Here is an 18193-nt window from a genome sequence, read left to right on the forward strand (position 1 = left end):
TTTTTTTATAGAATTATGTATCAACTACCTCTACCATGAGGTACAGTAAAAAGTATATTCTCCGGTAACTGCATTCCATTGCATGTAAGTAACCAAACCCTCTTCTCCAATTACTCTGAAAATGACCAGCTTGCCAATACTTTCAACATATACAAACCGGTATTTTTCATGAGAAGTTTGTCCGGTCATTTCTCCAAACTGCACGTTCCAATGCTCACTATTCTTATTTACAACATGGTTCCATGTTACAGTACCTACAAGTAATTCTCCGGCACATAAGCATTGTATCTGTACTTCTTCTTCGATTCTTTCTGATTTAGCCTGCGATTTTTCGCTCTGTGCTCCCGATGTATATGTAAGGAAACACAAACTAAAAATGATTAAGATAATTTTGAGATTTTTCATGACAATTAGTTTTAAAGTTTATGCTACAAAGTTCCTGTGAAAAGGCTTTTACAACTTATCAGCGATGAAGCATAAACTTTAAAATTTGACGCACCCTTTGCAATTTTGAAGCATACAAAGGAAACCTTATGGTAGTTCGAGAATTTTAGAAATAAATTAAAGCGGATTGGATTGTGGAAAAACAACACCAACATCATTCACCAATTCCTGAAATTCGGGATGATTATGCAGCGGATAATAAAGCGGATACGACAAAACAAAAGGCAGGTCTTCATTCCGCACTTCGTAGGCAACTTTAAGGTAATCGATGGTGCCTTCAATATCATTAACCATCATAAATAAACCCGATACCACCGACTGGTTACAACAGTATTTATCCTGTCCGGTTAATGCCCCTTTCATATAAAACCTAATGCAGTCTTCAAACGAAGGGCCGGTTCTGTAATACTCGGCAACTGCCTCATTTCGCATCAGGTCTTGCAGTTGGGTCCATATTTCAATCGATTTTTCAGGGAAACCTTGTTGCAGATATACATAACCCAAACTATGCATGGCAAAACCAAAGGTGGGAAACAACTCAAGCACCTCGTTGTAGGTAGCAATCGACTTTTCATATTCGCCCACAATGTAATAGCGTTCGGCTAAAAAACTCAGCGTTCGCGGATTCAGCGGGTCCAGCAACTTTGCAGTCAGTGCCTCGCTTATCGCATTTTTATAGTCACCCTTCACCGTAAAATAGTTCGAGAGAACAAGGTGTGCATCCGAGTTACTGGGTTGTAATTCCAGCGCCTTTTCAGCAAGCTGTTTCATTTGTACCCAATCCCAGTCGAGTTTTCCCACCAGGTTGGCTTTTGTAGTGTAGGCATCGGCAAGCGTTGCATCCAATTCCAAGGCTTTATCAACGGCAGCCCTTGCATTTGTGCGGTAAACCTGTTCTTCTGCATGGTCGTACACCAGCCGGTCGAGTGCCATGTAACATTCAGCCAGCGTTAAATAGGCCGGAGCAAAATCCGGATCGATCGTTACCGATGCTGTCAGGTACTCAACAGCATCTTTCATTTTATCTTTCCTGATATCCTGCGTTAACCACAACATCCTTCCTTTTTGGTACAACTCGTGGGCTTGCCCATCAACTGCCGGCAATTCTTGTGGCGCTGCCGGCTGAGTGGCATTCAGAATTTCAGTGGCGATATTATAACTCAGGTCGCTAACTACCTGTAATATTTTTGTTGTTCGTTGATAATATTGATTGGCCCAAATGTGGTCTTCCTGCGGAAAAGGATTTATCAGCTGCACATTCACCAGCATACTGTCGTCTTCGGTTAACACACTTCCTTCCAGCAAGAGGTCGGCCCCGAGGTATTCTGCAATCTCGGAATAAATGCGTACCGAGTCGCGAAAAATCATTGCCGAACCACGTGAGGTTACCCGAAATCCTTTCATTTTCGACAGTTCGGTGATCAGATTATCGGTCAATCCCAAAGCCAGGTGCGACCGGTTATTCATTTCCGAAAGATCGAGAAACGGCAAAACAGCTATCGCGATTTCTTCCGTTTCGGCTTCACCGGGTTTTGCCAGTTTGGCTCCCCAATAACCAAACCCAACCGTTACGATTATAAATAGCAGAAACATTCCGGCCACCTTCATTCGGTTATTTGGTGTTGAAGCTGCTTTTGTTTCAATCGCCGAAAATCCTTCCTCCCCGGCTTGCTTTTTATATTCGCCCGGTGTACATCCGTATTTATCGTGGAAACATTTATTGAAATACGACGGACTGCTAAAGCCCACTTTATAGGCAATCTCGGAGGCTGTATGATCGTCTTTTTCGATAAGCGAAATGGATTCTTCCAATCGAATGTCGCGAATAAACTTGTTGGCAGATTTTCCGGTTTCGGACTTTATTTTGCGAAGAAATTGCGAACGGCTCAATCCCATTTCGGCAGCCAGTTCACTAACACCAAATTTATCATTCTCGAGGTTATCGAGGATAAATTGTTTGGCTTTAGTAATGAAAAGCTCAGGCATAAGGCTCAATTCATTTTGGTTTTCGAACGTATCACAATCACCTAAATATACAACTTTTACAACACATTGAAAAACAATTGCCTAAAGCAACTTTTTGCTACAAAACAATTTCGAACGTATGTAATATAATCGCAAATAATAAGGGGAATATTATCCTACATTGTGTCAATGCGTTCTTTTTAAAGTGTAATCTCCGTAGGAATCTTCAATTCCCTGAAGATTCACAAGCATTTCATCATCACGAATAGTGCCTTTAACTTCCAGTATTTTACCCGATTTTGTTTGAAAGGTAAAACAGAATTGATGTCCTGACATTCTGAGATTATCGACATTATATGGCGCATCCCCGGAATCCGGGGAAATAACAGCGGTAACGGCATTGCCTTTCACTTCAAAGTTTATTAAAAAGCGCGGTTCATCTTCATCTCCTGTTCGACTGCTTTCCCAGGTTCCCATAAAAAAGTGATTCGTACTGTCGGTGTAAGAATCGGTATGATTAACAATCCGATCAGTAAACTGCCTGGCGGATAAGTCGCCAAAAGTATAAAAATCCTTGGGCAGAACGGGTAATAATTCAAACCGGAGAAAATGCTGCATGATATTTTTAGAATAGGGCTTAAACACCGACAGAATATTGCCACTAAAAGCGGTGGCCATATTCAATACCAGCGCCGGTTCGCTGTTGTTAAAATCAATTTCATCCATTATCAGGGTCTTTCTTTCGGGATTGATACGGGTGCGAAAATGAACCGTTCGATTTTGGGCATCGAACAGGATCGACCACTCAGGATCGTTGAAAACACGCAAGGTTTTAAGCATGTAAAAACCATAATCAATGGGGTCATCTTCTTTTTGGTAGTTATCGATCATCACCGCTGTACGCACAAAACGGGGCACATTCGGATCCGTTTCGTCGGGCTGGTATTCGCCACCAAAACCACGGAAATATTTCGACAATTCCAGCTCACGATCATACGGAGAATTAAAAAGTGCCGGAACCGGCATTTCATCTCCGGTGTGCACTACCACTTCGCCATTTATAAAGGCAATTGCAGCCGTATTTCCCTCGGCATCGCCAACAAAAAAGTGACAGGCCCAGCCATCGATCTCAAATTCCGAGGCACAACGAATAGCCTCTTCAGTAGTTGAATAGTTATCGAGAATGTACTGCATCCAGTTCATTTGGTTCAGTTTGGGCAGGCTGTCGTTTTTCGGATAATCGGCTTCTTCGTTCATCTCCCAAATAAACAAACCCGCTTCGTTCATTCCGCCATCGGGGAAATCTTTCCCGAAATTATTGAAAGTAACCGAGCCGTAGCGCGAAATCCAGGTGTGCGAAGAAGGATTTATCCGCCCTCGAGTAATGATCTCGCTCCAGGTTCGGCCTGTTTTAAACATTCCGCGTTTGTTGATGAACACCAGACCCGGCACACCGATATCACCTTCGTTGAGGTTGTGCCCGTAAATCAGGGTTTTCCCTTTTTGCAATTTAAAGGTTGACGATGCCAGAACGCCGCTGTGTTGCGGCAGAAATAAAAACCAAGAAGTAACAAACAGCGCAATTATAGTTTGTTGAATTCTCATTTTTCCCGGCATTGAATTATTTGTTTTATAACGCGTAAATCCTTAGGTCGTTACGCTTGTCTTCTTTAACAAATAACGAATGTGGCTTGTTCGACTTTTGTTTTGCGGCTCTTTTGGGAGTACTCCCAAAGCTCCACCAACGCATGTTTCTTGCTTTGGGAGTACTCCCAAAGCTTCCCTACTACAGTTTTCTTGCTTTGGGAGTACTCCCAAAGCCTCCCTAACGTAGTTTTCTTGCTTTGGGAGTACTCCCAAAGACTCCCTAACGCAGTTTTCTTGCTTTGGGAGTACTCCCGAAGGCTCCCTAATGCAGTTTTCTTGCTTTGGGAATACTCCCAAAGCTTCCCTAACGCTGTTTTCTTGTTTTGGGAGTACTCCCAAAACAAATAGGGTTTGAAAGTGGCCCTACCCTTTTGTCCCCGACGTAAAGTACGGGATTTGGCTATGGCCGATTTTCAATTCGCAAGCTTAACTGTCGACATTACTGCCTTCCAGTAGGCAAGGTTCCCTTACAAAGGGAAAACTGGATCACATGAAATATCTGGTGGGGATTATTTCACCGACGTCAGAGAATTACGGCGCAAGCCATCATTGCATTTCAAAGAACTTACCGGTTGCGCCTTTGATATATTTTCACATCTACCCCGGGTTTCACCCGCGGTTATTAATATTTCATCCCTTCGGAATGTTGAAACGATTTATAGGTAAAGACCAATTCCTTGTGCTATCGTTTTAATAAGCTTTGTGGCGCTGAAAGCGGCGAATGTGAATAACCCGGTGCATAGCGCCGGGGTTAAACCACCGAAGAGAAATCGTCCGGCGAAGTTAGCCAATCGAAGCCAAGCGGTTCTTCCAGACGAAATTCATACAGCAATACACATAAAAAGATGGGAGTACTCCCAAAAGAAAAAGGGTTTGAAGGTGGCCCTACCCTTTTGTCTGTCGACATTTTCCCTTACAAAGGGAAAACATCATTGATGTAGGGCAACGAATAGACTGAACCGCCTTCGAACCTCCCAACAGAAAAAGCCACCCTCTGTCAACTGACAGAAAGTGGCTTTACTATTTTGCTAAAAGCGATGAGCTTACGGCTCGAAGCTTTTATTACATTTCAAATTTGTAATCACCTACGTCGCTTAATTCCGAAGCACGGATAAACTCGGCATGTGCTTTCACCTGTGCTTTTGCAAAGGCGATATAGTTTTTCGTCGATTTCAGGAACGAAGCCTCGCGGTTGGTATCCAGCAACAACAGGTAGCTCATAATAATGTGGCCTGCCATTTCAACCAAACGACGTGCGTGGAAATCAACAAACTCGTTGTCGCCTGCAGCAGTTACTTTCTTAACCGCTTCTTCGTAATCGGCAGTTAAAATAATAAGCGTACGTTTCAGGTGCTCTAATGTTGGCGAAACTTTTTCAGCTTCGTATGCACGAATCTGGTTCAGGTAACCGCCGGTAGTAACACCACGGATGGCAGCCACAACCTGCAGCTGTGTAGTTCCTTCGTAAATTGAAGTAATACGCGCATCGCGGTAAATCCGTTCAACCGGGTAGTCTTTCATAAAACCGGATCCACCATGAATCTGAACCGCATCGTAAGCCAGCTGGTTACTGTATTCGCTCGCCATACCTTTTACAAGCGGAGTAAAGATATCGGCCAAACGCTGGTATTTTTTCATTTCGTCGCGCTCTTCTTTCTCCAGTTTACGCTCTTCGGCAATGTGCATGTAAGTTTTGTACATATCAACAAAACGTGAAGTTTCGTACAACAAAGTACGCGATGCATCCAGTTTGGCTTTCATCAGCGAAAGCATTTCGTAAACAGCCGGGAATTTGATGATCGCTTTACCGAACTGCATACGTTCTTTGGCGTATTCCAAAGCTTCGCGGTAAGCTGCTTCACACACTCCCACCGACTGCGCTGCAATACCCAAACGGGCACCGTTCATCAACGCCATAACGTATTTGATCAGTCCCATTTTACGCGATCCAACCAATTCGGCCGGGGCATCTTTGAATACCAGCTCGCAGGTTGGCGAACCAATAATACCCATTTTGTGCTCGATACGACGAACGGTTACTCCGCCCGATTGTTTGTCGTAAATATACATCGACAAACCACGACCGTCAGATGTTCCGGCTTCCGAACGGGCCAAAACAAGCGAAATATCGCCGTCGCCGTTGGTGATGAAACGTTTCACACCATTAAGCAACCAAACTTGTTTCTCCTCGTTCCAGGTAGCTTTTAACTGTACCGCCTGAAGGTCGGAACCGGCATCCGGCTCGGTTAAGTCCATTGCCATTGTGTCGCCGTTGCAAACACGTGGCAGGTATTTTTCTTTTTGCTCTTCCGAAGCAAATTCGTTAATGGTTTCGGCACAATCCTGCAAACCCCAAATGTTTACAAAACCGGCGTCGGCGCGCGATACAATATCGGCAGCCATAATATAAGGCACAATCGGGAAGTTCAAACCTTCGTATTTGTAAGGCAACGACATTCCCATCAAACCGGCCTGGTTTAATGCTTTGATGTTTTCCTCGGTTCCGCGGGCATATTTTACGTGTCCGTCGATTACTTCCGGTCCTTCAGCATCAATACTTTCGGCATTTTCAGAAACAATGTTTCCGCAAATTTCGCCAACAACCTCCAGTACACGATCGTAACTGTCAATTGCATCTTCGTAATCCAGTGGAGCAAAATCAAATTCATCCTTGAAAGTATATTCACGTTCTTTTAAGCGAACGATCTCTTTCATTAAAGGGTGATTCAGGTGAAATTTTAACTCGCTGTTATCTGTATAATAATTTGCCATTTTTTCAATTTTAAGTCGTGACTATTTGCTGTTCTTTTTATAATACTTGATCATTTTAGGAATGACCTCTGCCACATCTCCGGTAATTACATAGTCGGCTATTGCATTAATAGGAGCTTCAGGATCGGTATTGATCGCGATGATCTGTGCCGATTCTTCCATTCCGGCACGGTGCTGAATTTGCCCCGAGATACCGCAGGCTATGTACAGTTTCGGACGAACAGTAATACCTGTTTGCCCAATCTGACGCTCGTGACTTGCCAAACCAGAATCAACCGCAGCACGCGAAGCACCAACTTCGCCACCAAGTACTTCTGCCAAATCGTATAACAACTTGAAGTTCTCTTTCGATCCTACACCGTAACCACCGGCAACAACAATAGGTGCACCTTTAACGTTCACCTTGCTTTTTTCCATGTGGCGCTCGATGATCTCAACCACGAAATCTTCGTCGCTTACATATTTAGCCACATCAAGTTTTACAACTTTTCCTTTGTATTTCGGATCAAGAATTTCTTTTTTCATTACTCCCTCGCGCACGGTTGCCATTTGCGGACGGCAATCGGGGTTGATAATGGTTGCAATGATGTTACCTCCAAATGCCGGACGAATCTGGTAAAGAAGGTTTTCGTAATTCTTGTCTTGTTTTTTATCGTAATGATCGCCAATTACAAGGCTGGTACAGTCGGCAGTTAAACCACTGTGCAATGCCGACGAAACGCGTGGTCCTAAATCACGACCGATCGACGAAGCACCCATCAAAGCGATCTGAGGCTTTTGCTCTTTAAACAGGTTCACCACAATTGATGTATGCGGCAAAGTCTGGTAGGGGAACAAACGCTCATCGTCTGCAATGTAAAGTGTATCTACACCGTAAGGAATTATTTGATCGCCTACTTTATCGAGTTTGCTCCCGATAGCAATGGCTTCCAGTTTACATTTTAATTCATTTGCCAGGGTACGTCCCTTGGTTAGCAGTTCCTGACTAACATCAGCTACCTGGCCATCTTCTATTTCGCAATAAACAAATACGCTGCTCATTTCTTCAAATTTTTAACTATTCATTTAATGGCCTTAGCCGATTGTGTGACTCTTAATTAACTCAACCATCATGGCTTCAATTTCGTCGTCGGCTGCCGAAATTACTTTCGAATCTTTAGCCTGAAGAACAACATTCTCAACCGTTTTTACTTTGGTTGGCGAGCCGGTAAGACCAAGCTGCGATGCATCAGTTTCAATATCGTTAACGGTCCATTCCTGAATCATCAGGTCGGGGTGTTCGTTGTACAATGCAGTATAATCTTCATTCTCTTTTTGAAGTTCGGTAACTGTACGTGCCTTTTTGAATTTCATGATTCGTTTGGCATTACGTGCGCGGCAATCAGGAGCTGATCCGTTAACAGTCATTACCAATGGCATCGGACATTTTGCTGTTTCCACACCATTCTCTAAACGGCGTTTTACGGTAACCGTTTTGTCTGTTACCTCCAGCACCTCTTCAACGTATGTTATCTGCAACATACCCAGCTTTTCGGCCACCTGAGGGCCAACCTGGGCAGTATCACCATCGATCGCCTGACGACCTGCGATGATCATATCAATTTTACCCATTTTTTTCAACGCCTGTCCAATGGCATACGATGTTGCCAAAGTATCCGAACCGGCAAAAGCACGGTCGGTTAGCAGAATACCACCGTCGGCACCGCGATATAAACCTTCGCGAATAATGTCGGCAGCCCTACCCGGCCCCATGGTTAGAATATTGATTTTTGATTCAGGAAATTGATCTTTAATGCGTAGTGCTTGTTCGAGGGCGTTCAAATCCTCGGGATTAAAGATGGCAGGAAGCACAGCCCTGTTTATCGTCCCGTCAGCCTTCATCGCATCTTTCCCCACATTTCGTGTGTCGGGAACCTGCTTCGCCAAAACAATAATGTTATAAGCCTTCATTCAGTAAGATTTTTTATTGATTGATATATAATTTCTTTATTTTTTCGATCTATTGCCGTAGCAATTTAGCTACTCCTGCAATTTCAAAGCTAACAAATATAAAAATCGGTATAAAACTAACCAAAGAGATTAGGACTCAGAGACCTTTAATATTTGTTAAAGAGCAGAGCAGTCAAGGCATTCAGCACTCAGGTACCCGTCCAAACGCAATGCTGACAATGCTTTAAAACAATCAACCTCAATATTCCAAAATTCTGAGCTGAAAAAGTGACAATTAATTTAAAACCATTTTAATTAAAAACAGAAGGTTTTAGGCTGTTTTCAGGCGTTTCAACCAGCCATTTTTAGTAGAAAAGGTCTCACTATGTGATTTGAATACACCTCCCTTTTCTTCCGGTGTTTTGTTACTTTTCATCCAGAAGAAACTTTAAGTCAAATATTGAATGCTTCAAGTTAAGCCAAAACTCCGTTTTCAAATGATTAAGGAACAACAACATCGTTCATACCAAATTGTATAATTTACTGATTGTTGCATTTGGATAATTTTATTACCTTCATCGGCGGATTTCAAACCAAATCTAACCAAATTAATTCAGAGAACCGGTTCGTTAATTACGGGCCGGTTTTTTTATGCCCTGGCAATCCTCAATCTGTTTTTCTGATGAGTTTCAAGAATGTTGCCCGTTTAATTTCATCGCCCTTACGGACGATGCTATTATGTGTCGGGGCTTTGCCCCTATTGATTTCACAGGACTGAAAGTCCGATATGTGATAGCGTAGTCAGTGAGGACAACAGATTAATTAGCCTATAAGTATTAACCCGATAATGATATAAAAAAAAGAGGAACCACTAATGATTCCTCTTTTAATATTATGCTTGTTAAATACTAAGCCTGAGCTGTAGGTCCACCAAAGTTCATTGGTGGCAAGTTCGGATCGGAACCCGGCGTAACGTTTTTAATGGGGCCATGCTGAGCTTCAAATTTTGCAATATTGTCCTGCAAAGCCATTAATAAACGTTTGGCATGTTCCGGTGTAAGAATAATACGAGACTTTACATTCGCTTTTGGAATACCTGGCATAATCCGTACAAAATCAACTACAAATTCAGAAGTTGAGTGAGTAATAACAGCAAGGTTCGAATAGGTTCCCTGAGCTACTTCCTCGTTCAATTCAATGTTTATTTGTTGCGATTTATGCTTTTTATCTTCCATGGTACTCCTTTTTAGCTATTAATCCGTATGTCTCATATCAACCAACCTGTCGTATTCTGATTTAGAACCAACAACAAGGTTTTTGTATTCTTTCAATCCGGTTCCTGCCGGTATCAGGTGACCACAAATTACGTTCTCTTTCAGTCCGTCAAGGTAATCCATTTTACCATTGATAGCGGCTTCGTTAAGAACTTTTGTTGTTTCCTGGAACGATGCAGCAGACAACCAGCTGCGTGTTTGTAACGCTGCTTTTGTAATACCCTGAAGAATCTGGCTTGATGTTGCAGGAATTGCATCCCTCGACTCTACCAGTTTTTTATCTTTTCTTCGGAGTTGCGAATTCTCATCTCTCAAACGACGTGAAGATACAATCTGTCCGGCTTTCATTCCTTCAGCGTCTCCCGGATCAACTACAACTTTTTTGTTGTAGATCCAGTCGTTTTCAGACATGAATTCGTTTTTGTCAACCACTTGCTTTTCAAGGAAACGAGTATCACCCGGATCAACGATTTCTACTTTACGCATCATCTGACGGATGATAATCTCAAAGTGTTTATCGTTAATTTTTACCCCCTGCATACGGTACACATCCTGAACTTCGTTCAAAATATATTCCTGAACAGCAGTAGGCCCTTTAATTGCAAGAATATCAGAAGGAGTTGTTGCTCCGTCAGATAAAGGTATACCTGCTCTGATGTAGTCATTCTCCTGAACAAGGATCTGTTTCGACAGCGGTACAAGATATTTCTTCACATCGCCGTTTTTAGTGGTTACAATGATCTCGCGGTTACCACGTTTGATCTTACCTAATGAAACTTCACCGTCTACCTCCGAAACAACCGCAGGATTAGATGGGTTACGTGCTTCGAATAACTCGGTAACACGTGGCAGACCCCCTGTGATATCGCCTGCTTTACCAGCAGCACGAGGAATCTTAACCAAAATCTTACCTGCTTTAACCTCTTGTCCGTTATCAACAGAGATGTGACCTCCAACCGGAAGGTTGTACGAGCGGATCATTTCACCGGCATCGTCCATAATCTTCAATGTTGGGTTTTTGGTCTTATCTTTTGTTTCAATAATTACACGCTCGCTATAACCGGTTTGCTCATCCGATTCCTGGCGGAAAGTAATACCTTCGATCAGGTTCTCGAACTCTACTTTACCATCGAACTCGGTAATAATTACACCGTTAAATGGGTCCCAATCACAGATCATAGTTCCTTTACGGATTTCCTGACCGTTTTTCACATACAATTTACAACCGTATGGAAGTGGGTGGGTAGAAAGCGGAATATTTGTGTTTTTATCGATAATCTTTAATTCGGCCAAACGACTTACTACGATCTCAACGTCATTTCCATCGTCATCTTTGTGCGTTACCGAACGAAGTTCTTCAATCTCACAGTATCCATCGTATCTTGATTCAACTGTTGATTGTGCTGAGATGTTACCCGCGATACCCCCTACGTGGAAGGTACGAAGTGTAAGCTGTGTACCAGGTTCACCGATCGACTGTGCTGCAATAACACCGGTAGCTTCACCTTTCTGAACTTTCTTGCCGGTAGCCAGGTTACGTCCGTAACACTTGGCACAAACACCAACTTTCGATTCACAGGTTAATACCGAACGAATTTCAACGGTTTCAATTGGCGAGTCTTCGATTACTTTAGCAATCTCTTCAGTAATTTCATCACCCGATTTGATGATCAATTCACCATTTAACGGGTGGTAAATATCGTGTACTGTTGTACGACCAATAATTCTTTCGAATAATGACGCAACAACCTCTTCGTTATTTTTAACATCGCTGGCTACCAAACCACGTAATGTTCCACAGTCGTCTTCCGAGATGATAACATCCTGGGCAACGTCTACCAAACGACGTGTTAAGTAACCCGCATCAGCTGTTTTAAGTGCGGTATCCGCCAAACCTTTACGAGCACCGTGAGTAGAAATAAAGTACTCAAGTACCGAAAGACCTTCTTTAAAGTTTGCCAAAATCGGGTTTTCAATAATCTGAGAACCTGTAGAACCAGATTTTTGTGGTTTTGCCATCAAACCCCTCATTCCGCACAACTGGCGAATCTGCTCTTTAGAACCCCTCGCTCCGGAATCAAGCATCATATAAATTGAGTTGAATCCCTGACGGTCGGTACTAATTGTTTTCATTACCGAATTTGTCAGCCTGGAGTTTGCATGTGTCCAAATATCAATAACCTGGTTGTAACGTTCGTTATTGGTAATGAAACCCATGTTATAGTTGTTGATTACCTCTTCAACTTCCTTGTAACCGTTACCAACAATTTCAGCTTTATCATCAGGAATGATAACATCGCCAAGGTTGAACGACAGACCACCGCGGTAAGCCATTGTGTAACCAAGGTTTTTAATGTCATCAAGGAATTTTACCGTAATTGCGTTACCACTCTTATTAAATACGTCGGTAATAATGCTACGTAACGATTTTTTAGTCAAAATCTGGTTTACGTAACCTGCCTGACGTGGCACGTATTCGTTGAAAAGAACACGACCTACAGTTGTTTCGATGATATGGTTAAAGTATTCTCCATTCTCATCGATATCTTCAACTTTAACTTTAATAATGGCGTGAAGATCGATTGCTTTCTCTTCGTATGCAATAGTTACTTCTTCTGCTGAATAGAAAATCATTCCTTCGCCACGACCACCTTTACGTGGTTTGGTCATGTAATACAGACCCAAAACCATATCCTGCGATGGTACCTGAATAGGTGCTCCGTTAGCAGGGTTCAAAAGGTTGTGCGAAGCAAGCATTAACAACTGAGCTTCCAAAATTGCAGCATTACCTAATGGTAAGTGAACCGCCATCTGGTCACCATCGAAGTCGGCGTTAAAACCGGTACATACCAACGGGTGCAGCTGAATTGCTTTTCCTTCAATAAGAACAGGCTGGAATGCCTGAATTGACAGACGGTGCAGAGTAGGTGCCCTGTTTAACATTACAGGGTGTCCTTTCAGCACGTTTTCAAGAATTTCCCAAACTACAGGATCTTTTCTGTCAACGATTTTCTTTGCCGATTTTACAGTTTTTACAATACCTCTTTCAATCAACTTACGGATTACAAAAGGTTTGTAAAGTTCTGCTGCCATATCTTTTGGAATACCGCATTCGTGAATCCTTAATTTAGGACCAACAACGATTACCGAACGTGCAGAATAGTCAACACGTTTACCCAAAAGGTTCTGACGGAAACGACCTTGCTTTCCTTTCAAACTGTCAGACAGTGATTTTAAAGCGCGGTTGTTTTCTGTTTTAACAGCATTAGATTTTCTTGAGTTATCGAATAACGAATCCACAGCTTCCTGTAGCATACGTTTCTCGTTCCTTAAAATTACCTCAGGAGCTTTAATCTCGATCAATCGTTTCAAACGGTTGTTACGGATAATTACTCTTCGGTACAGGTCATTCAAATCTGATGTTGCGAAACGACCACCATCGAGCGGCACTAACGGACGCAAATCAGGAGGAATTACAGGCACCACCCTAACGATCATCCATTCCGGACGGTTAAGGTTTTTACTTGCCCTGAAAGCCTCAACAACCTGCAGGCGTTTTAACGCCTCGTTTTTACGCTGCTGCGATGTTTCGGTGTTTGCTTTATGACGCAATGTGAATGACAAATCATCCAACTCCAAACGACTTAGAATATCAAACAGTGCTTCAGCACCCATTTTGGCGATAAACTTGTTTGGATCGTCATCGTCAAGGAATTGATTTTCTTTTGGAAGCGTATCCAGAATATCCAGGTACTCTTCTTCAGTAAGGAAATCTAATTCTTTAACGCCATCCTGATGTTTAACACCCGCCTGGATAACAACATAGCGTTCGTAATAAATAATGGTATCCAGCTTTTTGGTAGGTAAACCAAGCAGGTAACCAATTTTGTTAGGCAACGATTTGAAATACCAAATGTGAGCTACCGGTACCACAAGTGAAATGTGTCCCATACGCTCACGACGTACTTTCTTTTCGGTTACTTCAACACCACAACGGTCGCAAACGATACCTTTATAACGGATACGTTTGTATTTACCACAGTGACATTCGTAGTCTTTTACCGGTCCGAAAATACGCTCACAAAACAAACCATCACGTTCTGGTTTATATGTTCTGTAGTTAATTGTTTCTGGCTTCAGTACTTCACCATACGATCTTTCCAGAATTTCTTCAGGAGAAGAAAGGCTTACTGAAACTTTTGAGAAACTAGTTTTTGCTTTATTATCTTTTTTGAATGCCATAATTCAAATTAACTAACGTTTTAAAACTGCACCTAACTTATTCTACTCCATTCTCACGCTCAGACCAAGTCCGCGTAATTCGTGAAGCAGTACATTCAGCGATTCAGGAATTCCCGGTTGTGGCATTGGCTCACCTTTCACGATAGCTTCGTAAGCTTTTGCACGTCCCATTACGTCATCCGACTTAACGGTAAGAATTTCCTGAAGGATATGAGAAGCACCAAATGCCTCAAGTGCCCAAACTTCCATCTCACCAAAACGCTGACCACCAAACTGTGCTTTACCACCTAATGGCTGCTGCGTAATTAATGAGTAAGGTCCGATTGAACGGGCGTGCATTTTGTCTTCTACCATGTGGCCCAGTTTCAGCATGTAAATTATACCAACTGTTGCAGGCTGGTCGAATGGTTCTCCGGTTTCACCGTTAATCAAGCGTGTTTCTCCATAACGAGGAACACCTGCTTTATCGGTATATTCAGAAACCTCATCCAAACTAGCACCATCAAAAATAGGTGTTGCGAATTTCAAACCAAGCTCTTTACCGGCCCAACCCAATACAGTTTCGTAAATCTGTCCAAGGTTCATACGCGATGGTACACCAAGTGGGTTCAATACGATATCAACCGGTGTTCCGTCTGCAAGGAATGGCATATCTTCGGCACGTACAACACGCGAAACAATACCTTTGTTTCCGTGACGTCCCGCCATTTTATCACCAATTTGCAGTTTGCGTTTTTTAGCAATATAAATTTTTGCTAACTGGATAATACCTGCAGGAAGCTCATCACCGATAGTTACATTGTAACGCTCGCGGCGTGATACTGCTTCTGCTTCTTTCTGCTTCATAATGAAGTTGTTCACCAATCTAAAAATCAAATCGTTTTTAGCTTTATCGGTGGTCCATTTTGAAGGATCAATATTCAGGTAGTCCAGTTCCTGTAATTGCTTCAGTGTAAATTTAACGCCTTTCGGAATAAACTCTGTTCCGTAATAGTCTTTTACTCCCTGCGAAGTTTTACCATTAACTAACGTGAATAGTTTATCCTCGAGCTTTATACGAAGTGCTGCAATATCTTTTTCCAGTTTCTCATCGATTTGGTCAAGCAAAGTTTTTGTTGCTTTACCTTTTTTGTCTTTCGCTACACGCGAGAACAATTTTTTATCGATAACAACACCTTTTAAAGATGGAGATGCTTTTAATGAAGCATCTTTTACATCACCAGCTTTATCACCAAAGATTGCACGTAAAAGTTTTTCTTCCGGTGAAGGATCAGATTCTCCTTTTGGTGTAATTTTACCAATAAGAATGTCGCCAGGTTTTACGTTGGCTCCAACTCTGATCAAACCATTTTCATCCAGGTTACGGGTAGCTTCTTCACTTACGTTAGGAATATCAGAAGTAAATTCTTCAACTCCACGTTTTGTGTCGCGCACTTCCAAAGTATATTCATCAACATGTACCGATGTGAATACATCTTCGCGAACGATACGCTCTGAAATTACAATCGCATCCTCGTAGTTATAACCCTGCCAAGGCATGAATGCCACCTGCAGGTTCCGACCAAGTGCCAGTTCTCCTTTATCGGTTGCGTAACCTTCGGTAAGGATTTCACCTTCTGTTACACGCTGACCTTTTACTACAATTGGTTTCAGGTCAACCGTAGTTCCCTGGTTGGTTTTAGTATATTTTTGCAGATTATAAGTTACCACTTCCGGATCGAAGCTCACATAGCGATCTTCTTCCGTCATATCGTAACGAACAATAATCTGTGTTGCATCAACAAATTCGATAACACCATCGCCTTCGGCACAAATCATTACCCCTGAGTCTTTAGCTACACTTGCCTCCAAACCGGTACCAACAATAGGCGCTTCCGGACGAAGCAGTGGTACAGCCTGGCGCATCATGTTCGATCCCATTAATGCACGGTTAGCATCATCGTGCTCAAGGAACGAAATAAGTGATGCAGCAACCGAAGCAATCTGGTTAGGACCAACGTCCATCAGTTCAACTTCACCTGCATCAACTACAGGATAATCACCATCCAGACGTGCTTTAACCTTTTCGTTAATAAATTTTCCGTCTTCGGCAATTGGCGCATTCGCCTGTGCAATAATTTTACCTTCTTCCTCTTCAGCAGTAAGGTAAACAGAACCTGTTTCTGACAGGTCGACTTTACCATTTTCTACTTTTCGGTATGGTGTTGAAATAAATCCGAGATCGTTAATTTTTGCGAAAACACACAAAGAAGAGATCAAACCAATGTTTGGACCTTCAGGTGTTTCAATCGGACATAAACGACCGTAGTGCGTAAAGTGAACGTCACGAACCTCGAAACCTGCACGTTCGCGCGACAGACCACCAGGACCTAAAGCCGACATACGACGTTTGTGCGTCATTTCAGCCAGTGGGTTGGTTTGATCCATAAACTGCGACAATGCGTTTGTTCCGAAGAATGAGTTGATAACTGAAGACAATGTTTTCGAGTTAATCAAATCAATCGGAGTAAACACTTCGTTATCGCGAACATTCATACGCTCGCGAATTGTACGTGCCATACGCGCCAAACCTACACCAAACTGGTTATACATTTGCTCGCCTACCGTACGTACCCTACGGTTACTTAAGTGGTCAATATCATCAACATCGGTTTTCGAGTTTACCAACTGAATCAGGTTTTTGATAATCTCAATGATGTCGACTTTTGTTAGGACACGGTTTTCCATGTCCACATCGATTCCTAATTTTTTATTAATTCTGTAACGACCAACTTCTCCAAGGTCGTATCTCTTATCCGAGAAGAACAGTTTATCAATAACGTCGCGTGCAGTAGCTTCATCGGGCGGTTCTGCGTTACGCAACTGACGGTAGATGTGAAGAACGGCTTCTTTCTCCGAGTTACATGGATCTTTTTGAAGCGTGTTGTAAATAATAGCAAAATCTTGCTGGTTTTGATCTTCTTTGTGTAACAGAATGGTTTTTACACCTGATTCAAGAATTTCTTCAATGTGATCTTCTTCAATGTCTGTTTCACGATCAATGATTACTTCGTTACGCTCGATCGATACAACTTCACCGGTATCTTCATCAACAAAGTCTTCTACCCATGATTTAAGTACACGGGCTGCCAGTCTTCTACCGACTACTTTCTTTAAACCTGACTTCGAAACTTTTACTTCGTCAGCCAGATCGAATATTTCTAGAACATCTTTATCGCTTTCGTAGCCAATCGCACGCAATAATGTGGTTACAGGTAATTTCTTTTTCCTGTCGATGTACGCAAACATCACACTGTTGATGTCGGTAGCAAATTCAATCCACGATCCTTTGAAAGGAATAATACGTGCAGAATATAATTTTGTACCGTTAGCATGTAAACTTTGGCCAAAGAATACACCCGGAGACCTGTGCAGCTGAGATACAATAACACGTTCGGCACCATTGATAATAAAGGTACCTCTGTTGGTCATGTATGGCACAGTTCCTAAATATACGTCCTGAACCACGGTATCGAAATCTTCGTGTTCCGGATCGGTACAGTAAAGTTTCAGTTTTGCTTTTAGCGGCACGCTAAAAGTCAGACCACGTTCTATACACTCGTCTATTGAGTATCGAGGAGGATCGACCTGGTAGTCGATAAATTCCAACACGAAATTGTTTCGAGTATCCGATATTGGAAAGTTTTCTTCAAAAACTCTGTATAAACCCTCCCCTTTTCTTTTGTCAGGTGTGGTTTTTAACTGAAAAAAATCTTTAAATGATTTAACTTGTACTTCTAAGAAGTCAGGGTAATCAAACCTGGTTTGTGTTGAGGAAAAATTAATCCTCTCTTTTTTTGCTTGTACTGACATGCATTTATACAGGTTAATTATATAAAATATAAATACACAAAAAGGTTTAGAACCCAACTTACGTAGGG

At 42.3% G+C, this 18193-nt stretch carries 9 protein-coding genes; all 9 read right to left on the bottom strand.

Annotated features, from left to right (window positions below):
• Positions 1 to 30: 30 nt before the first annotated feature.
• The 9 genes from G4420_RS02550 to rpoB all read right to left on the bottom strand — a co-directional run bounded on the left by G4420_RS02550 (position 31) and on the right by rpoB (position 18125).
• Positions 31 to 405 (bottom strand): hypothetical protein, encoded by a 375-nt coding sequence (locus G4420_RS02550; protein ID WP_163322028.1) that lies wholly within the window; start codon positions 403 to 405, stop codon positions 31 to 33.
• A gap of 156 nt (positions 406 to 561) precedes the next feature.
• Entirely contained in the window at positions 562 to 2430 is a 1869-nt protein-coding gene (locus G4420_RS02555) for a helix-turn-helix domain-containing protein (protein ID WP_163322029.1), read from the bottom strand.
• Between the two features lie 165 nt (positions 2431 to 2595).
• The gene (locus tag G4420_RS02560) at positions 2596 to 4014 is read right to left on the bottom strand and encodes a hypothetical protein (RefSeq protein WP_163322030.1); all 1419 of its coding nucleotides are present in this window, start codon (positions 4012 to 4014) and stop codon (positions 2596 to 2598) included.
• A 1104-nt stretch (positions 4015 to 5118) separates the two neighbouring features.
• Positions 5119 to 6828: an acyl-CoA dehydrogenase family protein gene (locus tag G4420_RS02565; RefSeq protein WP_045026368.1), complete on the bottom strand. Its 1710-nt coding sequence runs from the start codon at positions 6826 to 6828 to the stop codon at positions 5119 to 5121.
• A gap of 21 nt (positions 6829 to 6849) precedes the next feature.
• Positions 6850 to 7869 carry an electron transfer flavoprotein subunit alpha/FixB family protein gene (locus tag G4420_RS02570; RefSeq protein WP_163322031.1) on the bottom strand — a complete coding sequence of 340 codons (1020 nt, stop codon included), beginning with the start codon at positions 7867 to 7869 and terminating at the stop codon, positions 6850 to 6852.
• Positions 7870 to 7902: 33 nt separating this feature from the next.
• Positions 7903 to 8778 (bottom strand): electron transfer flavoprotein subunit beta/FixA family protein, encoded by an 876-nt coding sequence (locus G4420_RS02575; protein ID WP_163322032.1) that lies wholly within the window; start codon positions 8776 to 8778, stop codon positions 7903 to 7905.
• A gap of 887 nt (positions 8779 to 9665) precedes the next feature.
• Positions 9666 to 9992 (bottom strand): DUF3467 domain-containing protein, encoded by a 327-nt coding sequence (locus G4420_RS02580; RefSeq protein ID WP_045026365.1) that lies wholly within the window; start codon positions 9990 to 9992, stop codon positions 9666 to 9668.
• Between the two features lie 18 nt (positions 9993 to 10010).
• Complete coding sequence (gene rpoC, locus G4420_RS02585) at positions 10011 to 14273, bottom strand: DNA-directed RNA polymerase subunit beta' (protein WP_163322033.1); 4263 nt, start codon at positions 14271 to 14273, stop codon at positions 10011 to 10013.
• Positions 14274 to 14315: 42 nt separating this feature from the next.
• Entirely contained in the window at positions 14316 to 18125 is a 3810-nt protein-coding gene (gene rpoB, locus G4420_RS02590) for a DNA-directed RNA polymerase subunit beta (RefSeq protein WP_163322034.1), read from the bottom strand.
• Positions 18126 to 18193 lie beyond the last annotated feature (68 nt).

It is taken from the genome of Draconibacterium mangrovi (genome assembly GCF_010586825.1).
GTDB lineage: Bacteria > Bacteroidota > Bacteroidia > Bacteroidales > Prolixibacteraceae > Draconibacterium > Draconibacterium mangrovi.